Origin of the sequence: Candidatus Accumulibacter sp. ACC007, from assembly GCF_907163205.1 — a bacterium.
Taxonomy (GTDB): Bacteria; Pseudomonadota; Gammaproteobacteria; order Burkholderiales; family Rhodocyclaceae; genus Accumulibacter; species Accumulibacter regalis.
Genome location: NZ_CAJQUD010000001.1, coordinates 570,768 through 596,629, shown reverse-complemented (window position 1 = coordinate 596,629; position 25,862 = coordinate 570,768). Strand labels below are relative to the sequence as shown.

General features: G+C 62.4%; 16 protein-coding genes. 10 read left to right on the top strand and 6 right to left on the bottom strand.

Annotation, left to right across the window (positions count from 1 at the left end; translation table 11 throughout):
- Nucleotides 1–44 precede the first annotated feature (44 nt).
- The 6 genes from QZ634_RS02450 to QZ634_RS02425 all read right to left on the bottom strand — a co-directional run bounded on the left by QZ634_RS02450 (nucleotide 45) and on the right by QZ634_RS02425 (nucleotide 8,312).
- Nucleotides 45–767: a dienelactone hydrolase family protein gene (locus QZ634_RS02450; RefSeq protein WP_291985269.1), complete on the bottom strand. Its 723-nt coding sequence runs from the start codon at nucleotides 765–767 to the stop codon at nucleotides 45–47.
- A 68-nt stretch (nucleotides 768–835) separates the two neighbouring features.
- The gene (locus tag QZ634_RS02445) at nucleotides 836–1,978 is read right to left on the bottom strand and encodes a M12 family metallopeptidase (protein ID WP_291985267.1); all 1,143 of its coding nucleotides are present in this window, start codon (nucleotides 1,976–1,978) and stop codon (nucleotides 836–838) included.
- A 100-nt stretch (nucleotides 1,979–2,078) separates the two neighbouring features.
- Nucleotides 2,079–3,518, bottom strand: a complete 1,440-nt coding sequence (locus QZ634_RS02440; RefSeq protein ID WP_291985265.1) for a heavy metal sensor histidine kinase — start codon at nucleotides 3,516–3,518, stop codon at nucleotides 2,079–2,081.
- A gap of 154 nt (nucleotides 3,519–3,672) precedes the next feature.
- Complete coding sequence (locus QZ634_RS02435) at nucleotides 3,673–5,055, bottom strand: TolC family outer membrane protein (protein ID WP_291985263.1); 1,383 nt, start codon at nucleotides 5,053–5,055, stop codon at nucleotides 3,673–3,675.
- A 2-nt stretch (nucleotides 5,056–5,057) separates the two neighbouring features.
- Complete coding sequence (locus QZ634_RS02430) at nucleotides 5,058–6,446, bottom strand: HlyD family type I secretion periplasmic adaptor subunit (RefSeq protein WP_291985261.1); 1,389 nt, start codon at nucleotides 6,444–6,446, stop codon at nucleotides 5,058–5,060.
- Nucleotides 6,447–6,464: 18 nt separating this feature from the next.
- Nucleotides 6,465–8,312 (bottom strand): type I secretion system permease/ATPase, encoded by a 1,848-nt coding sequence (locus tag QZ634_RS02425; RefSeq protein ID WP_291985259.1) that lies wholly within the window; start codon nucleotides 8,310–8,312, stop codon nucleotides 6,465–6,467.
- A 609-nt stretch (nucleotides 8,313–8,921) separates the two neighbouring features.
- Between QZ634_RS02425 and QZ634_RS02420 the strand changes: the two genes are divergently transcribed.
- The 10 genes from QZ634_RS02420 to QZ634_RS02375 all read left to right on the top strand — a co-directional run bounded on the left by QZ634_RS02420 (nucleotide 8,922) and on the right by QZ634_RS02375 (nucleotide 25,748).
- Nucleotides 8,922–9,998 carry a metallophosphoesterase gene (locus QZ634_RS02420; protein ID WP_291985257.1) on the top strand — a complete coding sequence of 359 codons (1,077 nt, stop codon included), beginning with the start codon at nucleotides 8,922–8,924 and terminating at the stop codon, nucleotides 9,996–9,998.
- An 84-nt stretch (nucleotides 9,999–10,082) separates the two neighbouring features.
- Nucleotides 10,083–11,942 (top strand): alkaline phosphatase family protein, encoded by a 1,860-nt coding sequence (locus tag QZ634_RS02415; RefSeq protein WP_291985255.1) that lies wholly within the window; start codon nucleotides 10,083–10,085, stop codon nucleotides 11,940–11,942.
- A 102-nt stretch (nucleotides 11,943–12,044) separates the two neighbouring features.
- Nucleotides 12,045–13,340, top strand: a complete 1,296-nt coding sequence (locus QZ634_RS02410; RefSeq protein WP_291985253.1) for an ISL3 family transposase — start codon at nucleotides 12,045–12,047, stop codon at nucleotides 13,338–13,340.
- A 59-nt stretch (nucleotides 13,341–13,399) separates the two neighbouring features.
- Nucleotides 13,400–14,101 (top strand): hypothetical protein, encoded by a 702-nt coding sequence (locus tag QZ634_RS02405; protein ID WP_291985251.1) that lies wholly within the window; start codon nucleotides 13,400–13,402, stop codon nucleotides 14,099–14,101.
- Nucleotides 14,102–14,357: 256 nt separating this feature from the next.
- Nucleotides 14,358–16,082: a hypothetical protein gene (locus tag QZ634_RS02400; protein WP_291985249.1), complete on the top strand. Its 1,725-nt coding sequence runs from the start codon at nucleotides 14,358–14,360 to the stop codon at nucleotides 16,080–16,082.
- A gap of 157 nt (nucleotides 16,083–16,239) precedes the next feature.
- Complete coding sequence (locus QZ634_RS02395; protein ID WP_291985247.1) at nucleotides 16,240–19,668, top strand: hypothetical protein; 3,429 nt, start codon at nucleotides 16,240–16,242, stop codon at nucleotides 19,666–19,668.
- A gap of 317 nt (nucleotides 19,669–19,985) precedes the next feature.
- Nucleotides 19,986–20,378 carry a hemerythrin domain-containing protein gene (locus QZ634_RS02390; protein ID WP_291985245.1) on the top strand — a complete coding sequence of 131 codons (393 nt, stop codon included), beginning with the start codon at nucleotides 19,986–19,988 and terminating at the stop codon, nucleotides 20,376–20,378.
- A gap of 132 nt (nucleotides 20,379–20,510) precedes the next feature.
- Nucleotides 20,511–21,617: a two-component system response regulator gene (locus QZ634_RS02385; RefSeq protein WP_291985243.1), complete on the top strand. Its 1,107-nt coding sequence runs from the start codon at nucleotides 20,511–20,513 to the stop codon at nucleotides 21,615–21,617.
- Nucleotides 21,618–21,678: 61 nt separating this feature from the next.
- Nucleotides 21,679–22,500, top strand: coding sequence for a substrate-binding domain-containing protein (locus QZ634_RS02380; protein WP_291985241.1), 822 nt, complete (start codon nucleotides 21,679–21,681; stop codon nucleotides 22,498–22,500).
- 20 nt (nucleotides 22,501–22,520) lie between these two features.
- Complete coding sequence (locus QZ634_RS02375; protein WP_291985238.1) at nucleotides 22,521–25,748, top strand: PAS domain-containing protein; 3,228 nt, start codon at nucleotides 22,521–22,523, stop codon at nucleotides 25,746–25,748.
- Nucleotides 25,749–25,862 lie beyond the last annotated feature (114 nt).

Sequence of the window (25,862 nt, the reverse complement as noted above, 5' to 3'; positions counted from 1 at the left end):
GCCACCAGACGATCTGCGCCGGCGCCGTAGCAGCCCCGGCCCGATCAGCCAACCGATCGGCAAACAAAGCGGGCGAGCCAGGCACTGGCGTCACCCACCGCGCGGGCCCAGTCGTCGGCGTTCATGAAGTGCGGGGCGCCAGCAATGACCCGGTAATCAAGCCGCTCCGGGTGTGACGCGTAGCGAATCACCAGCGCTTCGTGCAGGGTCCGTGCCGCTGCCGGCGGAACAACGCAGTCGTTCTCGGCGGTAATCGAAAGCAGCGCCGTCGGAAAGAAGCGCGCCACGGGAACGTCGCCCTCTTGCGCAAACAACCAGGCCGGCGAGCCGAGCAGCGCAACCGCCGCACGCAGGCGGCGATCACGGCTGGCCGCGCCGTAAGTGATGCAGCCTCCCATCGAAACCCCGGCGACGGCAAGTCGCTGCCCATCGCTCAGACCGCTGTCGACCAGCGCGTCGAACAGGCCGGGCAGCTCGGCGACCGTTTGCGCCACCAGCGTATTGAAAAGCTGCTCCCTTTGTTCAGGCGGCCGGGCGAACTGCTGCTCGAAATCGCGCAGCCGTCGCTGCCCGTGACCCACCGCATCGACGCCGATCGCCAACAGGCCTGCCGCGGCAAAGCGCTGCAGTTCGGGCAGGTGCGACTCCTTGTCTGCGCCGAGGCCGTGAAACCACAGCACCGTCGGTAAAGGCGCCGCCCCTCCTGGCGGGTGAACGATGAGCACCGGCACCTCGCCCAGCAATCGGCATGCACCCGCCCCACTCATCTACGCGCCGGGCTGCGGACGAAGCCGGTAACCCCTATCCGCGACGCCGCCCGACGATGAGCAGACCATTACCAGACCATCACCGCTGTTTCGGCGGCCATCTGCGCGTAGTACAGGCGGATACCAATCTGGTAACGGCGCCCCCTGATCAGGCGCATGTCGACTTTCGCGTTGCGGTCGCTGCCGCTGTCGTCGTCACCGCCGATCTGCACGTTGCCGGTACTCCGGACCTCGAAAAGGACCATCAGCGTGTCCGCACTGCCGAAGGTGGCGATGCTGTAGGTCCGCGACATTTTCGGCGCGAAATCGAAGACGCGCGTTTCGCCGGCCCTGAGCGCCAGCTTTTGCGACAAGCCGACTTCGAGTTCCGGAATCTTCTGCGTCGGAGCAGCCCCCGGATACGACTCGACGATCCACGTCTTGTCGGCCGCCGACAGCCCGCCCTTGGGCTGCAAGCCCGCACGATAGGCTGCGGGTTCGACGATCAGGCCGGCGCCAAAAGCGTACTCCATCACCGAATTGGGGTCCCAGTTGGTGCCTTTCACTTCGCCCGGGCTGATCTTGCGCAGGATGTTCCACTCGATGGTCTGCGCATCCCAGTTGTTCGGCGGCCCCTGAAAATAATTGCGCACGGCGTTGGTATCCCAGGTGATCCCTGCGAAGGGGTTCTGGTGCTCGTGTTCCAGGCCTAGCGCATGGCCAATCTCGTGCAGTGCGGTATCGCGTCCGTAGGTCGTGTTCAGCGCCCAGCCAAAATTCATCGTTCGCTGCAGCGGGTCACGAATCCCCAGATTATCGCGGCCAACATAGGACCACGAGCCGTCTCCCGGCGCAAAGCCGATGCGCAGCATCGCGTCTTCGGGCTCGGCAAGTTCCTTGAAGCTGATGCCGATGCCCAGCTTGAACCAGGCAGCGAAGGCCTGGCGCACTTCTTCGATGTCGGTGGCCTTGCCTTTCCAGGCGTTGGCGACGGCATGCCCGGCCTTGAAACAACAGTAGGTCAACTGCGTTCCGTTGACCCATTTCTTGCCGCCGGCCAATATCGCACGCGAACGCAGTACATCGACCGCGGGGTCGAACTGCCGTGGATGCTGCACGGGCTGACAGCAATAGCGCAAGCCGGTAGCGGCGCTCTCGGGCACTGCCTGGCTGGCCTTCCCTGACGCAACTTTCGTGGCTGCTTTCGCGACCACCTTGGAATCCGTTGGCATTTTGTTCTCCTGTCTGAATAGATTGAGGAACTGCCACTCTCAGCGTCCGCGCGGCCAGCGCGCAGAGACTTCCGCTGCGCCGCCAGCATGCGCCCTGCAATCAAGCCAGGTCAAGCGGCCGATCGCCTTTGGCCTTTGCTGCCGGAAGCTGCAACTCGAAGCGGGTGCGTTCGTGCTGCGAGCTGACCCGCACTTCGCCGCCGTGTGCGCGCGCGATCGAGCGCGTAATCGCCAGCCCCAGCCCGGCGCCGTCGCCCAGATTCTGGCGCGATGCGTCGACACGATAGAAGCGGTCGAAGAGACGTGCCAGATGCTCCTCCGGAATCGTCGCCCCGGAGTTTTCCACCGCCAGAGTGATCAGCGTAGGATCGCTTGCGTCGACCTGCACTGCAAGCCACCCGCCGGCCGGCGCGTGACGAATGGCGTTGGCAAGCAGATTGCTGATCGCTCGACGCAACATCAGCCGATCGCCGAAAACCACGCCGCTCCCCGACCGACTCACCGTCAGGTCCTTTTCCTCAGTCAGCACGACGTAGAACTCGAGCAATCGTTCGACCTCCTCACCCAGTTCGAAGGATTCACGGTTGGGAACGATCAGACCATTATCCGCCTTGGCCAGGTAGAGCATGTCGGCAATCATGCGCGCCAGATGCTCGAACTCCTCGGCGTTCGACGCCAGGACGTCGCGGTACTCGTCGAGGGAACGATCTTTGGCCAGCGTCACCTGCGTTTGCGTCAACAGATTGCTCACCGGGGTACGCAGTTCGTGCGCCAGATCAGAAGAAAAATCGGACAGCCGGCGAAACGAATCTTCGAGTCGGGCGAGCATTTCGTTCAGCGTCCTGGCCAGTTCGGCGAGTTCGACCGGCACGGCGGCGGCAGCAAGCCGCGCATCGAGGCGCTGCGCCGTGATACCCGCTGCCTGGCGCTTGATCGCTTGCAGGGGCGCCAGTCCGCGGCGCACGACGACCCAACCGAGAAAGCCGCTCAAGGCGGCGGCGAGGATCACGAACGACCACAGGGTGGTTCTGAAAGCAGCCATGAAGTGCTCATGGTGGGAAATGTCGATGGCCACAGCGACGACGGCCGACGGCGCACCGGCGATGCCGGTTCGCGCGGCTGCCGCGATCCCGCGCAAGGGCAGTGCCGTGCGCGTTCTCCAGACCATCGGCGCCAACCGCTCCGCTGCTGGATCCTGCGCGCCCCGCTCGAGAAGCGCCGGCGGGAAATCCCCGCCGTGGCTGGCAAACAGGGTTTTCCCGGCGGGATCGATGACCAGAATCGCCAGGCCGGAGTGGCCCACCAGCGAATCATCGAGGCGCTCCGGAACGAGAGCCAGATCGGCTTCGGAACGCACTTTTTCGAGAGCGTGCTGTGTCAGGCGCAGCTTGCCGGTGAGCACTTCCATATCCTGCTCCTCGAAATGCCGTTCGACCGAGTTGCCGATCAGGAAGCCGAGCAGGAGCAGGACCGCGGCCGAAACCGTGGCGAAAAGCAGCGTCAGTCGAAAAGTGATCGATCGCTCGCCGCCTAGTCGCACTCTGCCCCCCCGAGGCGCAAAGCCATGCTGCCCAGGATCAGCAGATCACAGGCAGCACTGCTTTGCGCATGCCAAACCAAGCCTGCGCCGCGCAGAAATCGTGGAAGTCGTGGAACTCCCGGCCTCGTCGTTTTTTCGTGCTCGCTGGTCGCCGTTACGACGACGGCCCGCCGGAACGCTTGACCGACACGGGTGCCGGTCGCCCACCCTCGTACTGCGGCACGAGCAGCGCCTCGATCTCAGCAAAATCCTTTTCCGAGAGAACTCCGGCAGCCGATTTCAAGAGTAGCGTACTGGCAAGAAATTCGAAACGCGCCTGCGCGAGATCGCGCTGGGCAAAAAACATTTGCCGTTCGGCGTCAAGAACGTCCGTATTGGTGCGGATTCCGGCCCGCATCCCGCGCTTGGTCCCTTCGACGGCAACGACGCTGGCGTCAACCGCCTTGCGATACGCAGCCACTCTACCAACACCGGTCTCGACGGCCAGAAACTGGCGTTTGACCTCGACCATGGCGTCGTTCGTGGCAAGGTCGAGTTCGGCCATCGACCGCCCGCGATTGGCGATCGCCTGCCCGGTCAGGGCGTTCACCCGGCCACCGGCAAACAGCGGAATATTGATCTGTACCCCCACGGTGGCGATCGAACTTTTCTGGTTGAGCGTCGAGATGGTCTCGTTCTCGGCTTTCAGCGCCCGCGCCACCAGATCCAGTTGCGGCAAATGGCCGGCACGCGCGCGGTCCACTTCCAGGCCAGCCAGCTCAACAAGCTTTCTCCGCGCACGAATCTCCGGGTTGTGCTCCTGCGCCAGCGCCGACCATTCGTCGAGCAGGCCTGGTACGATGCCGGTCGGAATGAAATCCGGCCGCAGCACCCATAGATCGTTCATCGGCGTACCGGTGATGCCTTCCAGTACGCGCCGGGTCACCGCCACCCGATCGAGCGCCTCGGCACGGCCGGCGCGGGCAAACTCGAGCCTCGACTCGGCCTCGGCGATCTCGGTAATCGTCCCCTCCCCACCGTGCCGCCGACGTTCGGCCAGTTCGCGCTGGGCGCCATAGGCAACGATTTCGGCCTCGCTCAGCGTCAGCCGCTCGAGCGCCAGCAGGGCTTCAAAGTAGGCGGTTGACACTTTGCTCGCCAGCTCCGCCTCCTTGCGATCGAATACGGCATTGCTGTAGGCAGCCTGCACGCCGCCCTGCCGATAGCGCACGTAGCTCTCGTAGTTGAAAAGCGGCTGGCGCAGCGTCAGCGCCGCCTGTTTGTCGTAGTAGTCGAGGTCCTGCGTCACGTCGGCCAGCGTCGACTCCCGCTCACCGGTGTTCTTGGCGTAGCTGCCCGTGATCGAAACCGTCGGCAGCAGGCCGGCGAGCCCGATGTCGATCGCGTACTGGCCGGCGTCGCGCTCGAAACGCGCTGCCTGAAAGGCCGGGTCGTGCTGGCGAGCGGCACGATAGGCGTCGAGGAGACCGGCAGCGAAGGCGCCCGACGACAACAGCGCCAGGCCGCAGGCAGCGAGCCGGAAAAGGCGGTTGTGCATGCTCATTCCTCGGTCAACGCGGCGTGCATTCGGTCGACGAGGGGCTTGAACAGATAGTTGAGCATCGTCCGTTCGCCCGTCTTGACGAATACCTGGGCCGGCATCCCGGGCCTGATTTCGTGCAGTTTCAGCTTCTTCATGCCGGCTTCCGTGACCACCACCTTGCCGCGGTAAAACGGCGGCACCTTGCCTTGCGGATCGGTGGTCGCATCGGCGTCAACCTGCACGAACTCGCCGGGAATCTGCGGCGTCGTCCGCTGGTTGAAGGCCGGAAAGGTAATATCCGCCGGCAGGCCCAAGCGCACCTTGTCGATCAGGTCGGTGGGAATATGCACCTCGATTCGCAAGGGCTCGTTCTTCGGCACGATGTCCATCAGGAACGTACCTTGCGCCAAGACGCCGCCAACGGTATGCACGCTGAGACCGACGACGATGCCTTCACTCGGCGCATGCACGGTGGTGTTCTCCAGTTCAAAGGCCAGACCCTCGAGCCGACTCTCCAGCGAGGTGGTTTCCTTCTGCACCTCCGCCAGCGCACTCTCCACCTCTTTGTGGTACTCCTGCTGCCGCGCCACCATGCGCATTCGTGTTTCGCCGATGCCCTGCTGCGCGCGCCCAAGATTCCCGAGGTCTTCGGAAATCGCGCCGTTAAGTTGCGCCAGCAGGCGCTCCTGTTCCGACAGACGATTGCGCGGCAGGTAGCCTTCGGCCGCCAATTCGCGCAGCCCCTTCAGTTCTTCGCGCAGCAGCCGCGCCTGCTCCTCCTTCGAGCGTCGCGTGGCCTCGAGGCCTTTGGCGTACGACTGCAGGCCCGCCAGAGTATTCTGCATCGCTCCCAGCTCGGCTTGGAGTCCCGCCTGCCGGGAACGCAGAAGCTGCGTCTGCACCGCCATCGCGCTGGCCGCCCGCGAATCGTCCTTGCTCTTCAACAGCTCCGCGGGGAAAACGATCTCCGATTGCCCCGCCACATCGGCCAGCAGGCGCGCCTCGGTGGCTTTGGCCACCAGCCACTGACTATGGGTGACTTGATGCAGCGAGCGCGCGGTCGTCGGATCGAGCCGCAGCAGAACGTCGCCCTTCTTGACTTCATCCCCGTCCTTGACCAGGATCGCCTCGACCATCCCCGGCCCCAGATTCTGTACGGTCTTGCGATTTCCGGTGACCACCACCTGGCCGCTGGCGGGCACGCCCTGGTCGAGCGGAGCCAGCGCCGCCCACAGCATGAAGCCGCCGAAGCCCAGAACCAGGACCAACCAGCCGATTCGGGAAACCCGGTGATGATTGATGTCGACGTCGCTGGCGCCCGCCTTGGCTGGCCGGGCGGAAAGATCGCTCACTTCGGTAATCTCACTGTCGCCAGCTTTCCTGCCTTCGAACAAGTTGTTGGCCATCGTTCTGTGCCTCGCCAATCAGACGCCAACGACCGGCGTCGACGGAAGACCGCTCGCCGCCGCCGCAGTCGTCGCCGATCGTGCCGCAACCGCGCTCTGCCCGGCTGGCGATGAAGGCGGTGAATTTGCTGCGCTCGCCGCCGTTGGCGCAGGGGCGGCAGGCGGCGGATTGGGCGTATTCGCGGTGTTGGCTGAGCGCATCGCCGCCAGAATCTGGTCGCGCGGACCGTGTGCCTTCACCGTTCCCTCCTGCATCACCAGAATGCTGTCGGCAACCGCCAGGGTGGTCATCCGGTGGGTGACGATGACCACTGTCCGCTTCTTCGCTTTCAGGCGCCGGATCGTCTCGGCCAGGGCCGCCTCGCCCTGATCGTCGAGGTTGGAATTTGGTTCGTCGAGGACAATAAACGCCGGGTCGCCGTAAAGCGCACGGGCCAGACCGATGCGCTGTTTCTGGCCACCCGACAGGGCGCTACCCGCCTCGCCAAGCGGTGTGTCGTAGCCGTTCGGCAACAGCAGGATCAAGTCGTGAACGCCGGCAGCCTGCGCCGCCGCCAGAACCTGGTCCGAATCGATTTCACCAAAACGGGCGATGTTTTCGGCGACAGAACCACCAAACAACTCGATGTCCTGCGGCAGATAACCCAGATAGGGGCCCAACTCATCCTTGTTCCACTTGAAAATCTCAGAGCCGTCCAGGCGCACCGATCCGGCCAGCGTTGGCCAGACACCGACCAGCAAGCGCGCCAGCGTCGACTTGCCGGAAGCGCTGGGACCGATCACGGCGACAACCTCGCCGGCCTGCAACTTGAAGTTCACATTCTTGAGGATCAGCGTCTTGCTGCCCGGCGCCCCCGTCGCCGCGTTCTCGACGACCACGTCACCCAGCGGCCTCGGCAGCGGCATTCCGGCAGCCCGCGCCGGGTACAGGCCGAGCAGCTCGACCAGACGCTTGTAGGCGGCGCGTGCCGACACCAGCTGTTTCCAGTTGCCGATCAGCGCTTCGACCGGCGCCAGTGCGCGGCCGACCAGAATCGACCCGGCGATCATCATTCCCGGCGTGATTTCTCCTTCTATCGCCAGCAGCGCGCCATAGCCCAGCGTCAGGGATTGCATCGAGATACGCGCAAAGCGGGTCAGCGCCGTCAACATGCCGGCGCGATCGCTGGCCAGAGCCTGTTGTTCGAGAAACTTCCGATGCAGCTTGAACCAGCGCGCGCGAATCGCCGGCAGCATGCCCATGGCCTCGATCACCTCGGCATTTCTCAGGTTGTTGTTGGCCTGCGCATTGGCCGCCATCGACAGCTTTTGCGCCTCGCCCAGCGGCCCCGCCGAGACGCGCTCGTTAACAAACGCCAGAGCCACCAGGACAAGCACGCCAATCAGCGCGAAGACGCCCAGTTCACGGTGCATGATGAAGATGGCGATCAGGTAGATCGGCATCCAGGGAGCGTCGGTCAGGGCCACCAGCCCGGCGCCGGTCAAGGTCTGGCGCATCGATGCCAGGTCGTGCAGGGCCTGCGCCGGATTCTGGCCTGCCTGCCGCAGATTTCGTTCGAAGGTCGCGTCGAAGATGCGCTGGTTGATGTCCAGATCGAGACGAGCACCGACGCGCACCAGGACCATCGATCGGATCCATTCAAGCAGGGACATCAGCGCCAGCAGCCCGAGCGCCATCAGCGTCAGCATCAGCAAGGTCGTCGGATTACGGCTCCCAAGCGCACGATCATAGAGCTGCAGCATGTAGATCGCCGGCGTCAACATCAACAGATTGGTGAAGAAGCTGAACGCGCCAACGGTCATGAAGGCCTTCCGAAAAGACAGCAGCAGCTCCTCTAGCTCGGGGCGTTGGGACGGACCGGTCATGCGCACGCTTCCTCGAAAAAAACATCCCGGCAGAAAAAACGGGCAGGCGCGCCGTGCGGCGCGGTCAGGTGTCGACTGCTGGTGAGCTCGGCAGTCATCTCGGCAGCAGGGCCAGGCCACCCGCGTGGCTGGCGCCTCCTGGCACGCGGTCTCGCCAGACGTGATGATGACATAAGCGGCAGGGGTAATCCAGCCCGCCTACCGCCAGCGCTAGCTTCTACACTTTGCCTTCCCGATCTCCGGGGCGTGGGCAGCTGGGGCAAGACAGACCCACCCGGGTCGAACTGCTTCCGCCGCGTTCGGCGCACCCGGCCCGACCTCTGCAGCCCTGTTCTGGCGGCAATCCTGGCCACCATCGGGGCCTGCGGCAACGGTGATTCAAGCCGCTTGGAGTTACCCGTGGCGGGTAGCTTCAGACCCACCTGCGAGCTGACAGCATTTACAGAACTCGCTTTCTATTCATGGCGTTAAAGGGCTACCAGGAAGTGGCGCGGACCTTGCTTCTATGACCCCATTGTTTAGCGGTTTTGGCTAAATGATGCGCAAAGCAGCTGAAACGTGAACTAGATCCGATTGCTGCACTTTTTCTCCCGCCAGAAGGAATTCGACATGACACTGAACATGTTTGCGAAGATTGCCGGGCTCACCCTCGCCCTTGCCGTATTCAGCGAAGTAGCCCACGCCGCCGAGAGCAGCGCGGTCAAGGCCAGCCGCGATTGGCTGAAGCATCCGGCGGTTGTTGAACTGGACACCACCGAGACCGTCTTCGCAGTCGGCGACCCGCATGGCGATCCGGTGCGGCTGGCCGGGGTGCTGGCCGCGGCCATGCTCACCGAAAGCACGGCGACCGCGCCGGGCCAGGTGAAATGGACGGGCGGCAAATCGGTCCTCGTGGTCACCGGCGACATGATCGACAAATGGACCGATTCCCTGGGAGTGATTGCGCTGCTGCGCGCCCTGCAAACCGATGCAGCGCGCCAGGGCGGGCAAGTCATCGTCACCATGGGCAACCACGAGGCTGAGTTTCTGGCCAACCCGTTGGGGAAGAAGACCAGGGAATTCGCCAACGAACTACGGGCCGCCAAAATCGATCCGGTCGAGGTCGCCAGTTGCCAAGGAGACGTCGGGCAGTTCCTGTGCGCCTTGCCCATTGCGGTGCGGGTCAATGATTGGTTCTTCAGCCATGGCGGCAATACCAACAACCGGACCATTGCCGAACTCAGCACCGCCATCGAGAATGGCTTTGCCAAGGATGGCTTCGCGACCAAGGAGTTGAGCGACGAAAACTCCATCCTCGAAGCGCGCCTGAACAAGAAGGGCCCGAACGGGATGCCCTGGTTCATGGACGGCAGCAAGGACACCGACGCGAAAGCCCTGTTGAAAAAATATGCCTCCAAGCTGAAGGTGAACCACATCGTCCAGGGCCACCAATACGGCCGGGTGAAGTTCCCTGACAACAAGAACCGGGAGGAAGAAACGCTGTTCCAGCGCTACGGCATCCTGTTCCTGATCGACAGCGGCATGGGCGAGGGAATCGAGGACAGCACCAGCACCGGCGGCGCCCTGCGCATCGCCGGCCCGGCTGGCAAGCAGCAGGCTCTGGTCATTTGCGCCAACGGCTACTGGCGCGAAATGTGGGACAGCAAGGAGCAACCGGACCACCAGGAGCAGCACTGCGGCAAGTAGCGGATGCGGCGGCGCGAAGAATTCGTCGGCAATGACGCAGTAATGTAATTCGCATGCTTCCTACACCGAGGGCAGGCCATGGCGATGAACGAGGTTGAACACGTTGTCCTGCTAATGCTCGAGAACCGATCGTTCGACAGCATGCTGGGCTGGCTCTACGAGAACAAAAAGCCGCTCAGCAACACGCCTCCGCTCAAGCCGTCGGAGTCGGCTTATCACGGGCTACAGGAGATCACTCCGAGCGCCTACGCGAACGAGGATCAGACGCGAAACATCAAGGTGCTTCCGACCCGCGGGGCTGAGGGCCTGGGCGTACCGAACGTCAATCCCGGCGAAAGTTTCGAACACGTCACCCGGCAACTCTTCGGCACTACGAAGGCGGGCCCCGGCGACAAACCGACGATGCGCGGCTACGTGCGCGATTACGCAGAATTGCTCGCCAGTCAGGGCAAGGACGCGGCGGCGGTCAAACGCTACGCGGGGCAGGTCATGCAGAGCTACACGCCGGCGCAGCTACCGGTACTCAACGGACTGGCCGAGCACTACGCCGTATGCGACCTGTGGTTCTCCTCGGTTCCGTCGCAAACCAATACCAATCGGGCCTTCGCCCTGTGCGGGACGTCCATGGGCCTGGTCGATAACGGCTTTCTCGAGGACGCCACCAACCTAGCGCTCAAGGCGCTCGAAAAGGTTGCCGGCGAACTGATCGGCGACGACCGCTTCAGGGCACGGACGATCTTCAATGCACTCCACGACGCCGGCTTGACGTGGTCCGTGGTCAGGCAGAGTGGCTACCTGCCGATCAATTTCAACATGCTTGCCGTGGCCATCGAGGGATTGCTGCTGGCCGCGCCCGGAAATCTGATCTCGCGCGCGACAGTGGGCATGGTGATGGAGTACCTGCGCTCACTCAGTTCGAGTGAGGTGAGCGCAGACTACACCTACCGGCTTTTTCCCGAGATCGGCAAGATACCGAACGCCAACGCCCATTTCTCGACGCTCGATTCGTTCCTGGTTTCGGCCAGACAGGGACGTTTGCCACATTTCACCTATATCGAGCCGGAGTGGACCATCGCTCACCAGGGAACCGGCAATTCGGCCGTCTCGCTGTCCACCTACCTGTTTCATCAGGGCAACGACTATCACCCGCCCGGCAACCTCGACGCCGGCGAAAACCTGCTCAAGAAGATCTATTCCAGCCTCATCGCCAACACGGAGGCATGGGAAAGGACCCTGCTGATCATCACTTTCGACGAGCCGGTCGGCACTTTCGACCACGTGTCCCCACCACCGGCAATACCGCCCTGGGGCACGGGGACGCCCGCCTTCGAGCGCCAGCATGACTTCAACTTTGACCGCTATGGTGCTCGGGTACCCGCGATTCTCGTCTCTCCTCGCATCGCCAAGGGTACGGTGTTCCGCTCGCCGGGCAGCATCCCGTTCGACCATACATCGATCATCGCCACCCTCCTCGAGTGGCGCGGGCTGGACAAGGCCGCGGAGGATTTTGGCCAGCGCACGGCAAATGCACCGACGTTCACGAACCTGGTCAGCCTGGCCACGCCGCGTACCGACGCCAGCGACCTCGCCTTCCTGAAACTGGCGCGCAAGAGAGGGGAACCGGTTCACTTCTACGACCGCTTTCGTCTCAGGAACGCCCAGGGCCAGTACGTGTCACGCTTTCTCGAACACTATGTGGTGCCATTCAGCAAGGATGACCCGGCGGCGACGGAGTACTTTCCCACGACCAGCTACGAAGCTCCGGTCACTTTCTATTGCCAGAACGCCGCTCACCGCCCTGACGAAGGAGTGATTCTCGGGACCGGCAGTGAGGACACGATCAAACTCATTTCCAGCGAGGAAGGTCTCGGCTCCTACAACGTCCGGCTCTATGTCGTTTCGTGTGGAACCGGCGATGGGTTTCGCGTTTTGAGGGAGCGGTGATGTCAAGGGCGGACGCAGTCCGGGCGCAGCCGAACCCTTTACATCGCTGCCCGCTTGCTTACGCTTGCTCCGGGCCGAGGAAGGCAGTCTGCCGCCCTCGGCATGGAGGACAATGGCGGTCTTTCCTCTCGCGACCGGTTCCTCATGATTGAAACGCTGTTCACCCAGGCTCTGGGTCTCGTTGCTCCTTGGCAGGTAGCTGAGGTCATCTTCAAGCCAGAGTCCGGACGGATCGATTTCCAGGTCCGATTTGGCGCAGCCATTCATGCTTGCCCGGCTTGCGGTGCGGCGGCGCAGCCGCTGCATGACCGCTTGGCGCGTTCCTGGCGCCATATGGATTTCTTTCAGTACGAAGCCCACCTGCATGCCGAGGTGCCGCGAGTGGCCTGTGCCGGTTGCGGCAAGGTCACGCAGATTCCTGTTCCCTGGGCGCGTGAAGGGAGCCGCTTCACGCTGCTGTTCGAGGCCTTGACGTTGATGCTGGCGCCGACCATGTCGGTCTTGGCAGCTGGCCGACTGCTGCGCGTGCGCAGTCGCAGACTGTGGCGCGTGATCAATCATCATGTGGGCCGGGCGCGCGCCCAGGAAAGTCATGCCAGGGTTCGCGCGATCGGCGTCGATGAGACCGCCAGTAAACGCGGCCAGACGTATATCTCTGTTTTTTATGACCTCGACGCGCAGCGTCTGCTGTTTGCCACGCCGGGCCGAGACAAGGCCACGCTCGGAAAGTTCGCCAGCGACCTTACCGAGCATGGTGGCCAGCCCACCGCGATCACCCATGTCAGCATGGACATGAGCGGCTCGTTCCAGGCCGGCGCCGCCGAGCACTTTCCAGCAGCCGAGGTCTGTTTCGACCGCTTCCACGTGGTCGCTCTGAGCAGCACGGCGCTGGACGAGGTGCGACGCGCCGAGGTCAAGACCGCGCCCGAACTCAAAGGCACCCGCTGGGGCCTGCACAAGAAACCCGCCGACTGGACCGTCAAGCAAACCGACACCATGTACTGGTTGCAGCGCTCGAACCTCAAGACCGCACGGGCCTGGCGGATCAAGCAGGCGCTGCGCTCCATCTACGCCACCGCCACGACACCTGACGAGGCCAAGCCCCTGCTCAAGCGCTGGCTCAGTTGGGCCAGCCGCTGCCGACTCGAACCGTTCAAGCGCCTCGGACGGACGATCAGCAAGCACCTTCCTGGCGTACTCAACGGTTTTCACCCCGGCAAACACAATGGCCGTGTCGAAGCGATGAATCGAGCGCTCCAGGAGGCGCGCGCAAGGGCACGCGGCTATCGCCGCGTCGAAAACTTCATCGCCATGGCCTACCTCATCGCTGGAAAGCTCACTCATTTGCCCGCCTCGCCCTTCGCCCCATTCTTGCCCGTTCCACACGAAACGACCTAAACCCCAACGTCCTTGGCAACTGGAAGAACTCCTCCGATTGCTACTATTTCAACGATTACATGGAAGGCGAATACGATCGCCAGCAAACCTGGGCGATCAGCAAGCTCAGCCCGGCTTCAGGGCCCTTATGTTTTGGCGACAAGGTGTTTCTCGTCAATGGCGGCGAGCGCCTGAATTCCAGGTACAACGCCCTGTACGGCCACTGCTATCTATGCACCGATCGGGACGGCAGCGCCTGGAGCGTCGAACCGGTCGTGGACGGCCTGCCCGTCGAAGGCGCCCTGAAGTACGGGGACGAGGTGTTCCTGAAACACGTCAAGACGAACCGATACATCAGCGCGTTCAAGTCCGAGTGGGGTCAGTGGAAACCTACCCTGGGGCAAGCCAGCAAAGTCCGCCTGAAGCTGGCTCTACCGGACAACGCTGGTTATGCATCCACCACCCAAGGCTTTGTCGCGGATGGTGCCTGCGTGGCACTCGTTTCGAGCCGCGAGGATCTCACCAGCAAAGGAACACGCTGCGACCACCTCTTCTCGGGAAGCCGGACCGACCTGTACTACTACTACGCCGACTTTGCGCCACGCTCATCCACATGGCGCCTGTCGACGGCCGACGGCGCACCCCTGCGCAACGGCAGCACCGTGCACATCGTCAACGACGATACCCAGCAGGTGATCGTTCCCGAGGGCGAGTTCATGACCACCCGGAACTCGACCGCCGACGACGCGCTGTGGATGATCGAAGGTGTCCCGGAAAAATAGCTGTCAAATCTGGCGACGCGGCCTTTAGCGGCAGCCGTTTCGCTTCCTGTCCCCATCCCGCCCGCCATTGTCTCTGGCAAACATCAACGTCTTCACTCCGTCGCCAACAGGCATGCCAATTCGCTCCTTCGGGGCGAAACCTGGCGCCAAATCATGTGGCCGACAACGTTTCCCGTAGCCGTGCTCTCCTTGCCACTTTATCGGGTAACGTCGTCCCTCCCCTCTGCAGTCGAACGACCATAACGCGAGGTAGATCATGTCAGCCAAGAAATCCTTTCTTTCAAGTCAGAAATATGGCTACGATTTTGTCGTCGCAACGACCCAGGCAAGCATCAATTCGGGTCTCAAGGAGTATCTCGACACCATCGATCAGCCGACGGCGTCGCTGTGTTTTCTCGCCGATACGAAAGGCAATCCGACCGTCCAGATCAGCCTCGACGATCTGCAGACCAGGACCGGCGGCATCGACCCCTTCGAAATACCCGACGGCACCGATTACAGCGACCCGAGAATCGCCACTCTGACCAAGAACATGTTTGTTGTCGGCCTGAAGCTCAAGCTCGGTCTGCCGCCAGGCGTGATGCCCAAGGATATGCCGGCGATTGTCGATCTGGGGTCGTCTGCGAACAATGTCAGATTCAATCTCTTCTGCTCCGAGTTCGAGGTCATCCAGAACAGCCCTCCCAGCGGCTTTGGCGGCCAAGGCTCCTGGAACGTCTGGTCGCAACCGTCGGGAACCCCGTGGTACTTCAGCACGACGGTTAACCTTGTCTATGAGGCGCTCGACAATGAACTCGATACGCCTTATTTCAACAATCACCCGGAACAGAAAAAGGCGCTCCTCAACCAACTAAAGAATCTCGGCTCGGGAGCCTTCAGCCTGCAGCAACTGCTCTTCGATCTCGACAATGCGGTGGTCCAGTCAATCCCCAGAATTGCAGGCCTCGACCCCTCTTCCGATGCCGGTCTGATCCTGACCAAGTCCTTCGTTAACCTCTATTTCGCCTCCGCCAAGACCCATGGCGAGCCAGTGCTATCGGTCCACGCAGTGGCCAACGCCCCCGACGGATCGTCGCTACGGCTGACGGGGATGGAGCGTGAAGTCAGCCAGTTTCGTGACGGAAACGGCGTCGTGGTAGCCAACCCGACCCCGGCACAGAAACAGGTGGTGACGCTGGACTATCTCTGTGCTGCGAATAACAACCACCTGCCCGGCGCGGCGGGTTTCGACTGGAATTGGGTAGATCCCGCCAATGTCGACAATGAAAGCGGCATTATATCGATTAACCGCACTACACTAGCCAACTATTACAGAACGCTTCTCGCCTCCGAGGTGTCGCGCTCGTGCTTGAAACCCTGGACATCGGTTACCGCACACATGATGGGGAGTCTCGATACAAACATGCGCTTGACGCCGGGGCAAACTCCACAGAATTCGATCATCGTGCCGACGGGACCGACAGTGCTCAAGATTTCCTACGCCAGCAACGCCGACAATCACGACAAATCTGGCCTGACCTACGGTGAATTCGACCTGCACAGCTCATACGATTGCTCGGTTTCCTTCGCTGGCAGCACGATCACGATCGTTCAACACCTGGTGCTATATATCTATCTCCAGTTTGATTACACCTCCGCATCGGGAAACGTCGTGGATACGACGATCACCGACACGTACACGCTATCGGTTGGACAGAATGGTCAGCTTCAATCCACAGCCAGCAGCTCGACCCAGGATCGCTCTACGACTCCGGACTATGGCTGGTTTTTTGACATTCTTGCGGGAGGAAGCTCCCAGAAACAAATCGCAGGAATAAAAAACTATTCGAATAGCGTAGCGAAAACGACGCTCAAAGATATTCCCGCACAAGATATCCAGAATTTCGTTTTCCCCGGGGCCAGGGTTTTTACGTACAAGGATGTGCAATTTTCCGAAAATCAAGATTTGGTTACTGCTGTGACCTACGTCAAACCTGGCTGACAAGAGGCTCTGCTTTTCTGATGCGACCGGAAATGCGGTCGCTTGAAGGAAGGATCGCTTGCTTCGCTGGCGATCGTCCAGGCTGGACAAGCGCGAAACGAGTGCCGAGGGGCGACAGGCCTGCGATAAAGCCGGCACAAGCAAGGAGAATTGGGACATGGAAAAGATGAATCTGACTTACTCCGCTGAAATGATGACCAACCACCTGCAAGCCGAGGTTATATCGCCTCAGGCGAAGTTCGAGGCCTTGCAGAGCAGCGACGGCCATTCGCTTCTGTTCTCTGTCGGAACCGACGGGGCCTTCTACCTCACTCGTGAAGCAAGTGGACAGTCGGCTGCAGGCTGGTCGAAAACGGACCTGAGCAGTACTCGGATCAAGGCCGACTTCTCCGGTCAATCCGGCGTCACCTGTCGGACGTTCGACGCCGGACAAAGCGTGCAGAACGGTTCACTTGGCCTGGCCATGGTCGTCACGACGAGCGCCGGTGACCACCTGTATTTGTCTCTCGGCAATTCCAACAAGGATATTTCATGGGCAGACTCACCGAACTGGGTTTCGTACGCGTACGACGATCCAGGCGCGCCGTTGTCCAGACTTGAAATCGCCAACGTCTTCTTTTGTGAGACGACCGGGAAGGTGCAGTACATCGTCGTTGATATCGTTCGCGATCCAAACAGCACCGTGAAAAACGTCAGCAGATACTATATCGACCCCGGCAAAGCCAACGGACACTACTGGAACAAGCACGATCTGCCGATTGATATCGAGGTCGACAGCTATGACAGCTGTCTCGGCAGATTGCCAAAGGGATATGTTGACGGTCTGTATACGGCTGGTCACGCGGGGGCAGGCGGTCAGTTGGAGTTTCGTCCGGTGATCAATGTTTACGGATCTGGCCCGCCCTTACCTGTGCGACTGAACCTGCCTGGGGGCGTGGTGCCCGGCGCCATTGCCGCAACGCGAAATGCGGACCTGTCGACGGATCTATTTGCGCTCAGCGGCAGCACCCTGTACTACTTCGCCAGCACCAACCAGGCCGACGGTGCAACAGCAACTCCTTTGATCACCAGCAATGTGCTGTCAGACACAAGCAGGCTCGCGGCGATGTATCACGACGGCGTGATTACCCTCTGGGGGCGCAATGCGAGTGACCAGGTCTACTACACCAGTTGCCTGCAGTCGCAGGTCTCGCACCCCTCGGCGTGGAGCGTTCCGCTGCCAATTCTCTCCGCTATCGAGGAAATATCGCCCTACGTCAATCGGGTTGACGGGGGCAATACGATCTTCGCCAGTGGTGCGGGAAAGCTGCAAAGGATTACTCAGGCTTCCCGGTCGACGTCAAAACTGTGGCAGACCGACCAGATCACCCTTCCCGTTCCACCGACGAGCAAGTCCATCTCGTTCAACTCCTACACGACGACCATTCAGGTGGCAGACGAGCAGCGTCTCCCGCTGAAGAATGCCTCGCTCAGCCTGAGTGCGAACAGCCGATGTGCAGTGTATATCAATGGCCTTTACTACATCGTCGACAGCACACCGATTCACATCAAGACCAACTCCCTTGGCTCCATTACGATCGTCGAGTCCACAGAGACGCTGAACGGCACGATTTTCACCGTATCCACCGGCAGCGGCGCTTCGGTGACCATCAACCCGATGGTCGCGCCGTTCAACAAACTCGCGGCACTGGGTGATGACAAAGGGAACAGCGGAAAGCTCAAGGCGGCAACGATCAACGAGAGTAACGGAAGAACCAGGCCCCTCGTTGCCAGCGCGCCCGCTAACGACCTCAAGAGCGTTGCCAGAGGGCTGGCCAATCTCGGCACGAGCTTTGACTCCATAGGCTCGGCGACTCCCGGGGCACTCGCACTTGCCGCCGCTGGCCCCGCGCCCACTCCTGCCGCCGCAAGAAACCTCGGCAATGACATGCTCGTCGCAGCTGGCGATCTGTTCCAATGGCTGGAGTCCGGAATAGACGCGGTCATCGAGGTGATTGAAGATACAGCGACAGCAGCATGGCATTTCGTCGCCACGATTGCCGGCAAGGTGTATCGAGCCATTCTGGATACCGCTGAAGCGGTCGTCGGTGCCGTTGTGTGGGTATTCAACGCGATCAAGACAGCGGTTCAAGACATCATCAAGTTCGTCGAGTTCCTGTTCGAATGGGACGATATAAAGCGCACCAAGGACGTCGTCCACAATTTGACCAAGGCCTTTCTTCAGGGCCAGGTCGATTCGATAGCAAGCTTCGAACACGCTTTCGACAACATGATCGACGACGTTGAATCGCGCATCGACAGTTGGGCAGGAATTCAGGACTGGTCGAATCTCGGCCCCGCCGCGTCCAAGCCGCCAAGTCGTAGTGCAAGCAATCCGATGCAAGGCCAGAACTCGGGATCACTGCACCTTTCGCACCATTTCCAGAACAACGCGAACAACATCTCCATAAAGAGCGGTGCACCGTCGCTGAGCCTGGTTCAGAACCTGATCGACGATCTGTTGAACGCGCTGAAGCAGGAAGGCCAGGTGCTCGATACGCTGATCACACGACTGGAAACGCTGGCCCATGACTTCCCGAAGCTCAGCGTCGAGGATGTGCTCAAGCGCTTGCTTGGCATCCTGGTCGACGGGGTACTCAGCAGTGCCAAGGTCGTTGTCGATGCCCTGTTGAAGATCCTCCACGACGTCGCCTCGGCGGCGATGAGTATTCTTGACGCAAAGATCCATATTCCGATCATTTCCGACATCCTCAATGCAATCGGAATTTCCGACATCTCCTTCCTCGACCTGTTCTGCTGGATCTCGGCCGTGGCTTATACCGTGGTTTACAAAATCGCCGCCGGCAGCGCGCCGTTCCCGGACGACATGAACACCGACTTCCTGATCAACACCCGCAGTCTGGAAGACCTGCAGCACGGTTTTGGTCCCGCCGGACAGGGTTCGGTGGGCGCGGCCATGTTCAAGATATCGGACAGCGCGCAGACAGCCGTCTTTGTTTCAGGCCACGCGATCGCCGGTTTCATGTCCTTGATGAGCGACTTCGTGGCCACCTTCGAGGCGGCCGAGGAATCCGGCGAGAATCCGTGGGGCATCCCGTCGGCGGTCATGGGAATCATCATGGGCGGCTCGGTTGGCATTGCCAACTTCCTGGTCCCCAAGGATCCCATAAAGCAGACCGCCGTGAGCACGATAAGCACCGCGACGACCGGTCTGGTCATTTTGTGCAAGATCGTTTTCTCGGGCCCACTGCAAAAAGAGTTCGGCGCCTCCAAAGGCGTCATGAGCAAACTCAAAGCGGCCGATGGGCGGGCAACCGGAGCAATCGTGAACGCCGTTCTCGTCATCCCGGCACTGGCCTGCACGGGTTGGCATTTCTACGAGTTGTCGCAAGCGCCAGCCGGGAAGACCCGCTCTGATGCCATCATTGAAGAAGTGAGCAACCTGACCTCCTACATTTCCCGCGTTTCCTACACCCTCGCGGTCAATGACGACGATCCGGAATCCAAAGCCATCGCCATCGGCGTGATGGCGGTGGCCAACATCGCCTATTCAGGTCTGCAAACCGCTGAAGCAATCGTCGACTGATCGGAAGAAGGAAGATCGAACCTGCGCCGGCCGGGGCTGCCATTTTCTCGCCGCGCGCCGCGCCCGGCACCGCTCCCACGGCTACCGGTGCCGGCCGTCAAACGACGCACCCGAAACGCCGGCACTGCTGGCGGTCATTGGCTACAATCGCAGATCGTCGGCGCGCGCTCGCGGCCGCTTGTCGCATCAGCTGCCCGCCCGGAGACTCTGTCGCTCGGCGCCACGAATTCCGGTACAACCAGCGCAACCGACATCGGCCAGACGTTGTTTGCACGCGCGCTCCGGGCTTTCCCGAACAACGACCACGGACCCTTGCAATGAAACGCCACGATACCCTCCAGGACCTCTCTCGCGAGCACCACACGGCGCTCAAGCTGGCGCTCGACGCTCGCCGCGCGGCCACTTCGGGCGATGCGGAGAGGGTCGCCGGGGCAGCGGCGAACTGCACCAAGGTTTTTGCTGCCGCCCTCGAACCTCATTTCAGCAGCGAGGAATCCGGCCTCCTGCCGGCCATGCTGGAGGCGGGCGAAGAGGCGCTGGTCGCGCGCACATTGCGTGAGCACGCCGAGCTGCGTGCCCTGGTCGGCCGCTTGCCGGATGCCGACGCGACCACCCTGCTGAGTTTTGCCGACCTGCTCTCGGCGCACGTACGCTTTGAGGAGCGAGAACTGTTCGCAGCCGCACAGCTGCGCCTCGACCAGCAAGACTGAGCGCTTCCCCTGCGCCATCTGCCCGGGCTTGCGCAAGGCAGCGGCGCGCGGCGAGACTTTATTCACAGTTCAGGCTTGGCAAAGCGGCCATAATTCATTCTGGCCGCTTGTGACTTCCCCAGCAGGATCCTGATGGCAACACTTCTGATCGTCGATGACGCCCCCGAAAACCTGTCGGTACTGAGCGGCCTGCTCAGCCCGCTGTATCGGGTGCGCGCGGTCAACTCGGGACAGCGGGCCTTGCAGGCAGCCGCCAGCCAGCCGCGACCCGATCTGATCCTGCTCGACGTGATGATGCCGGAAATGGACGGCTACCAGGTACTCAGCCGATTACAGGCCAACCCGGCGACCGCCGACATCCCGGTGATCTTCGTCACCGCGCTCGACAGCAGCGGCGCCGAGGAACGTGGACTGGCACTGGGCGTGGCCGACTACATCACCAAGCCGATCCGGCCGTCGATCGTCCTGGCGCGGGTAAGGGCGCAGATCGAGCTGAAAGCCGCGCGTGACTTGCTGCGTGATCACAACCACAGCCTGCAGCGGGAGATCGACCGGCGGATGGCCGAGAATCTCCAAATCCAGGATGTCAGCATTCGCGCGCTGGGGCGGCTGGCCGAGATCCGCGACCCGGAAACCGGCAACCACCTGCGCCGCACGCAGGGCTATGTTCGCACGCTGGCCATGCAGCTTCGCTTCCACCCACGTTTCGCAGCCTTCCTGACGGCTCACAACATTGAGGTTCTGGTCAAGTCCGCACCGCTGCACGACATCGGCAAAGTCGGCATTCCTGACCACATTCTGCTCAAACCCGGCCAGCTGACGGCGGACGAATGGTTAATCATGAAAACGCATTCCCGTCTCGGTTACCTGGCCATCGAACAGGCCGAGCAGGATGCAGAGCACCGAATCGAATTCCTCAGCATGGCCAAGGAAATCGCCCACTACCACCATGAGAAATGGGATGGTTCGGGCTATCCGGACGGGCTCGCTGGCGACGTCATTCCGATTTCGGCACGACTGATGGCGCTCGCCGACGTCTTTGATGCCTTGCTTGCACATCGGGTCTACAAGGCAGGACTCCCCGTCGAAGAAGCGCTACAGATCATTCGTAACGGGCGAAGCAGCCACTTCGACCCGGACGTGGTCGACGCCTTCTTTGCCCGCCAGGACGTGTTCCTCGCCATTGCCGCCCAGCACGCTGCTGGCGAAACCCCACGGACCAGCGCAGCGAAGGGCTGAGAGCGATCAACACCAACACCTCTGGCCGGCCGCGCTGCCTGCTCACCCTGAAGCGAGGCGAATGATGCGCAGCTCGTTCTGGCAGCTGCTCGCCCTGCTCCATCTATTGCTGGCCGGGCTTTCGGCAAGCGCGGAAGAACTGGTGGTCGGCGGTACCGGATCCTCGCAGCCGATCATCCAACTCCTCTTCGACGAGTTTCGCAAGCAGGCGCCAGGGGTCACTCTCAGGCAACTCTCCCCTCCCATCGGCTCGGGCGGCGCGCTCAAAGCGCTGGCCGCGGGCAGAATCGATCTGGGCGTCATCGGGCGTCCGTTGCAACCCGGAGAGTCGCCAGGCGTCGGCGAGCATTTTCTGCTTGCCGACACGGCTTTCGTCCTCGCTTCGCGCGACGGGAAACCGGCGGATGGCTTTACCCTCGAACAGCTGACACAAATCTATGAAGGGCACTTGCGAAGCTGGGACGACGGGTCGCCGATCCGGCTGATCCTGCGCCCGAGCTTCGAGAGCGATACGCTGGTGCTGAGGGGCATGTCGCCAACGATGGACAAGGCTGTCGTGGCCGCGGCACTGCGACCGGGAATGGTCACCGGCGACAATGATTTCCACACGCTGAAGCTGATCGCGGGCACCCCCGGCTCGCTGGGCCCGACGACGCTGGGTATGCTCAAGACCACCGACACACGCGTATCTGTCATCCCGATCAACGGCGTCACGCCTTCGCTGGCCAACCTGATGAATGGCTCCTACCCCTGGTGCAAGGCGCTTACCGTCGTTCTGCCCCGGCAACCTGGCGCGCTGGCCGCGCGCTTCGCCGCTTTCCTGCGCTCCCCGACAGCCGCCCGCATCCTGCAAGCGCATGACTATCTGGCGGGCGTGCAGTGACAGCCGGCCTGCATCAGCCGATGGTCAGGTTGCTCACACGCCTGGCAGCAGTGCTGGCGCTGGTCGTCGCCGTCGTGCCGAGCGCCGTCTACCTGCTCTATGTCCGCGCCAGCGTCAGCGAACAGCTCAGCGAGTCACTGCGCTTTCAGGTCGGTCTTCTCGAAGAGTTCATCGCTACCCAGCCAGAGCAGTGGGATCTGGTTTCGGATCGCATGAAAAGCCTGCTGGAACGTCACGCCTCGCCGCTTTCCCACTACCGGATCTTGAATCTGGCCGACGAAGTGCTCATCGAATCGGCAACGCCCAGCGCCGGTCCCACCCTGTCGCGCAGCCAGACACTGCACTCGTACGGTCAACCGGTTGGCCGCCTGACCACCGAGAAAGCAATCGGCAGTGAGCTGCTCAAGGGCCTGCCGCTGCTCGCTGGCAGCCTGCTCGTCGCCTGGCTGATCTGGAACCCGCTGCGCCGCCTCCCGCTCCATGCGCTGGCGACAGTCGAAGCGGAGCTCGTCGTACGGGATCGGTACCAGCGAGCGCTGCTCGACAATTTTCCGTTCATGGTCTGGCTGAAGGACACCGAGAGCCGCTTTCTGACCGTAAACCAGCGCTTCGTCGACAACTTGGCGCAGCCTTCGGCGGAATCGCTGGTCGGCAAGACCGACCTCGATATTGCCTCGCCTGAACTCGCCGAGAGCTATCGCGCCGACGACCGGGCAGTCCTTGCCAGCGGCCAGGCGCGACGCTTCGAGGAGCCGATTGACGCGGCCGGCGAGCGGCGCTGGTTCGAAACCTACAAGTCTCCCGTTTCAGTCGACGGGAAGCTTATCGGCACCGTCGGCTATGCCCGCGATATCACGGAGAGCAAACTGGCAGCGGATGCCCTGCGCGAATCGGAAGAACGATTTCGCAGAGTTCTGCACAACGTGGACTCGATCGCCCTGCAGGGCTATCTCGCTGACGGCACAACGCGTTTCTGGAACCCGGCCTCGGAAAAGCTCTACGGCTACTCGGCCGAGGAAGCCATTGGCAAGAATCTGCTCGATTTGATCATTCCGCCGGAAATGCGCGCGGGCGTCAAAGAGGCGATCACCGAGATGCAGCAAACCGGCGTCGCCATCCCACCGGGCGAGCTGTCGCTGATGCGCAAGGACGGTTCACGAGTCGCCGTCTTCTCCAGCCACGTCCTGATCGCCATTCCCGGACGCCCGGCAGAAATGTTCTGCATCGACGTCGACCTAACCGAACGCGACCGTGCCGCCGCCGAACTGGCGCAGCACCGTCATCACCTGGAGGAGCTGGTGCACACGCGCACCGCCGAACTGGCCGACGCCAAGGACGCAGCCGAGGCGGCGAACCGCGCCAAGAGCACTTTCCTGGCCAACATGAGCCATGAGATCCGCACGCCGATGAACGCCATCATCGGCCTCACCCACCTGCTCCTCAAGGAGCTCACGCAGCCCAGGCAGCGCGTCCAGCTGGCCAAGGTCAGCGAAGCCGCGCAGCACCTGCTGGGGATCATCAACGACATCCTTGACCTGTCGAAGATCGAGGCCGGAAGGCTGGCGCTCGACGAGAGCGAGTTCTCGCTGCTGCGCGTAATGGACCATACGCTGAGCATGCTCGGCGAGCGGAGTCGGGCGAAAGGCCTGCAACTGCAGCTGGAAGTCGACCCGCAGATCCCCGCCCGTCTGCGCGGCGACCCCCTGCGCCTGGGGCAAATCCTCCTCAACTTTGTCAGCAACGCGGTCAAGTTTTCCGATCACGGCCAGATTGCCGTGCGTGCGCGACTGATCGAGCTGCGCGGCGCGACGGCCAGCGTGCGCCTGGAGGTCGAAGATCAGGGAATCGGCATCAGCGACGAGCAACAGGAACGCCTCTTCCAGCCCTTCGCGCAGGCGGACCAATCGACCACCCGCAGATACGGTGGCACCGGTCTCGGGCTGGCCATCTGCAAACGCCTGGCAGCGCTGATGGGCGGTCAGACCGGCGTCGTCAGCGAACCCGGCAAGGGCAGCATCTTCTGGGCCACCGTCCGTCTCGCGCGCAGCGCCAGCGATGACCAGGCGGCCGCCGTTCAAGCCGCGCCGGGGCGAGCACTTGCGGCGATTCCGGCGACCGCGGGAGGCACGTCGGCGGCGCAGATTCTTGCGCGCCACTACCAGGGTACGCGCGTGCTGCTCGCCGAGGACGACCTGCTGAGCCAGGAGGTCATGCGCGAACTGCTACGAACGGTCGGGCTGGAGGTCGACGCGGTCGGCGATGGCCAGCAGGCGATCGACCGGCTCGCCGCAAGCACAGCGCCCGGCGCCGACGACTACGCGCTGGTGCTGATGGACATGCAGATGCCGGTGGTCGACGGCCTCGCCGCAAGCCGCGCGATCCGCCGGCTTCCCGGACGGGAATTGCTGCCGATCGTTGCCGTCACCGCCAACGCTTTCGCCGAGGACCGGCGACGCTGCCTCGACGCGGGCATGAACGACCACCTCGCCAAGCCGGTGAGCCCCAATCAACTCTACGCAACGCTACTGCGCTGGTTGCCAGGATCGGCCGCGCCGGCGAAGGCGGCAGCAGACGCCCTGCTGTCGACAGCCGGCGCTGGTCAGCCGCGGAGCACGCTGGGCGACATCGTCGGGCTCGATGCCGCCGCTGGACTGCAGGCCGCCGACGGCGACCCCTCCCTGTACCTGCGCCTGCTGCAGCTCTTTGCCGCCCAGCATGGCAACGACGGCGAGCGCCTGCGCGCCCACCTGGCGGCCGACAGGCGGGACGATGCACGACGGCTGGCTCACACCCTCAAGGGTGTGGCGGCGACGATCGGCGCGACGACGCTGCGCGAGCGGGCGCTGGCGCTCGAGTCCGCGCTGCGCGCGCCGGCTCCGGGAGCCGGCCTGGTGCGTGCGATTGCCGCGCTGGACGCCGCCCTGCTCCCCCTGGCGGCGGCTATCGGCCAGCTCGATGCCGTCGACCATGGCGAGCAGGAGACGCCCGAGCCGCAGCAGCTGGAGGCCGAGCGCTTGCGGGCACAGCGAATCCTGATGCGCCTGGAAGCGCTGCTCGCCGAGGACGACACCCGCGCCTGCGACCTCTGGTGCGAATCGGCAATGCTGATCGAGGCGCATCTTGGAAAGGTGGCCAAACGCCTCGGCAACCAGATCGACAACTACGACTTTGCCAAAGCGCTGCAGACGCTGCGCCAGGCGAACCAGGCCGGAGAACTGCCGCCTTGGTCGCCACGCAGGCACACCTGAGCGCAGTTCCCGAGAGCCGCTCCGGAGCACTTCGCGAGCAGCCGCAAAGCACAATCCGTGCCGTGATTCCATTAGAATCGAGCCTTTGCCGACTCCGGTCGCCCCCAGGAGAAT